Source organism: Mycobacterium sp. ABE4_509 (assembly GCF_056160785.1).
This window is the reverse complement of record NZ_JBSWXU010000272.1, coordinates 1-2,245: the sequence shown is the minus strand read 5'-3', so window position 1 is coordinate 2,245 and position 2,245 is coordinate 1. Positions and strand designations below refer to the sequence as shown.

The 2,245-nt window shown below is 68.2% G+C and carries 3 protein-coding genes; 2 read left to right on the top strand and 1 reads right to left on the bottom strand.

All coding sequences use genetic code 11. The features are described from left to right. Positions 1–238: 238 nt before the first annotated feature. Positions 239–889: a hypothetical protein gene (locus ACXAID_RS27795; protein WP_475025387.1), complete on the top strand. Its 651-nt coding sequence runs from the start codon at positions 239–241 to the stop codon at positions 887–889. Here ACXAID_RS27795 and ACXAID_RS27790 read toward each other — a convergent pair. Beyond that, the gene (locus tag ACXAID_RS27790) at positions 886–1,752 is read right to left on the bottom strand and encodes a dioxygenase family protein (protein WP_475025386.1); all 867 of its coding nucleotides are present in this window, start codon (positions 1,750–1,752) and stop codon (positions 886–888) included. The genes ACXAID_RS27795 and ACXAID_RS27790 overlap by 4 nt on opposite strands. Before the next feature lie 158 nt (positions 1,753–1,910). Here ACXAID_RS27790 and ACXAID_RS27785 point away from each other — a divergent pair. Beyond that, positions 1,911–2,245: DUF222 domain-containing protein (locus tag ACXAID_RS27785; RefSeq protein WP_475025385.1), on the top strand; the 335-nt coding region annotated here is incomplete at its 3' end.

Sequence of the window (2,245 nt, the reverse complement as noted above, 5' to 3'; positions counted from 1 at the left end):
CTCCGGGGCCGGCCACGCACGGGCCGCCATCCGGGTTGACGCACGCCGGCGGCGGCGGTGGGGGCGGAGCCGGTGGCGGTGGCTGCGCACCGGCCAGCGGAGCGGTGGTGATCGCGGCTGCCGCTGCACCCACGAAGAGCAGGGATCCGAGATTAAATGTCTTGTGTCGCATAACAGAGCAATAGCCAGCTGGAGCGGAATCAAAACCCCCTAACTGCTCAACTGGCATCCTGGCGATATGGGACTGCTCATCCGCCTGGTCGAGCTGTTGGTGATCGTGCTGCCGGTGGTCGGTGTCGGCTACGCGACTTTCCGGGCCATCGTCTCAGCGAGAACACGAGCTCAGCTCGAGGAGCGTCCCGCCGAACCGCAGGTCAGCGCGGAATCGGACACGGCGCGGCGGCGTGCCATCGAGCGGACTGTAGAGGAACACGACCGGACCGACACCCGATGGCTGGACTACGAGCTGGACGTCGCGACACTGCTCGACTACCCGCTGATGACCGACATGCGTGACCCGCTCACCGAGCGTTTCCACCGCGCCAAGCTGCGCGCGGACTTCCTTAGGCCGGCCGACGTGACCGACCTGCTCGGAGACCGCGACGCCGCGCGCGAGTACCGCGACGCCGTGCAGGACTACGTGACCGCGTTCGATGTCGCTGAAGCAGAGGCGATCCGCCGCCGCCGTACCGGGTTCACCAGTGCCGAACAGGACCGGCTGGCGCGGGCACAACGACTGCTCCGGGTGGCGTCCGACACCGCGGCGTCACAACAGGAACGTGAGCGTGCATACCAATTGGTGCACCGCGAACTCGACGGTCTACTCGTGTTGCCCGAGCGCGCCCGTGCCGCGCTGGAACGCGGAATCAGCGGGGAACTCGGCAGCTAGGGAGGCGGCGGGTCGCCTGGCGGTGGGCCGCCGGGCGGTGGGCCACCGGGCGGTGGGCCACCAAAACCGCCTTCTCCCATCACGTTCTGCGACTTCTCGGCAACCCCTACCGTCAGGGTGATGTCGAACCCCGACGCCGGTGAACCGTTGACCGCGGCCAGTTCGGCGTCCCAGCCGTCACCGAACACGCCATCGGTGTCGAGCGAGAGTGACGCCAGGTTGGCGATGCTCGCCGAATATCCGGCATCGGCGTCGTACACCTGCGAGCACGCCTGTTCCGGAATCGCGATCTGGGAGGTGAGGCGGGCTTGCGACCCTGCCACCGCCTCTTCGAGGGAGTCGAACACCTCGAAGTGAAAGTGCGGCCAACGGCCAGGGTAGCAGGCCGGGAAGATCGTGGTGAACGTGAGCTGCCCGGAGTCGTCGGCGACCTGGACTCCCCGCAGATAGTTCTGCTCGGTCGCGCCGGGGCTGTACAGCGAGTAGCGACCCTCCCGGTCACAGTGCCAGAGGTAGACGGCCATGCCCGAGCCGGGCGCCCCCGAGGCGGCCAGATCCTGCAAGGTCAGCGTCAGGGTCGACGGAACACCCTCAGCCACACCGGAATAGTTGCCGAAGCTGCTGGTGATGTCGGAGCGCACCACACCGGATTCGATCAGCACATTGGGTCCGTTGGAACCGTCTCCGGGATAGGGGCCGGCGGTTTCCTGCGGAGCGGCGTCGGCAAGCGATGCGTCCGGTTCCCCCTTCTTGGCGCAGCCGGCGGCCGTAACGGCCCCGAGGCCGAGGGCCAGGAGCGCCCGGCGGCGGGACATCACTCCGAGGTCGAACCGGAGTCCGCGGTCATGGTCGTCGATCGTCATGGCTCCACCATGGTGGCCGACGCTATGGACCTTCCCTGGCTCCGCTGTGGACAGGCTGTGAGGACGAGTTGTCCCCAATCGCGTTTTCATCCCCAGGTTGGGTGGTGGTGGCTTGCGGATGAGATCCGGCGTCGGCGATCGCGAATACTGTCGCTCATATGTTCGATAGTTCGCTTCCGGGGCCGGCCGACCTGGCTGGCGCCTCGGATGGCGAGGTGATCGACGCGGTCACCGGCTGGTCGGCGACGGCGGCCGCGGCGGAGGCCCGCACATTCGTCGCGATCGCCGAATGGCAGCGTCGGCAGTGCAGCGACCCGGTGCGCGAGCGGTGGGCCTGCGATGACACCGACGCCGCTGCCGCGCAGATCGCCGCGGCGCTGACCGTCTCCCACGGGCGTGCCCTGGGTTTGATGGACACCGCGGTGACCCTGCGTGATCGGCTGCCGAAACTGGGCCGGCGGTTCTTGGCCGGGCAGGTCAGCGCGCGGGTGGT

Bases quoted from the DNA above. Each gene is read 5' to 3' on its own strand.
- ACXAID_RS27790 (WP_475025386.1), bottom strand. From the start codon at position 1,752: ATGACGATCGACGACCATGACCGCGGACTCCGGTTCGACCTCGGAGTG.
- ACXAID_RS27795 (WP_475025387.1), top strand. From the start codon at position 239: ATGGGACTGCTCATCCGCCTGGTCGAGCTGTTGGTGATCGTGCTGCCG.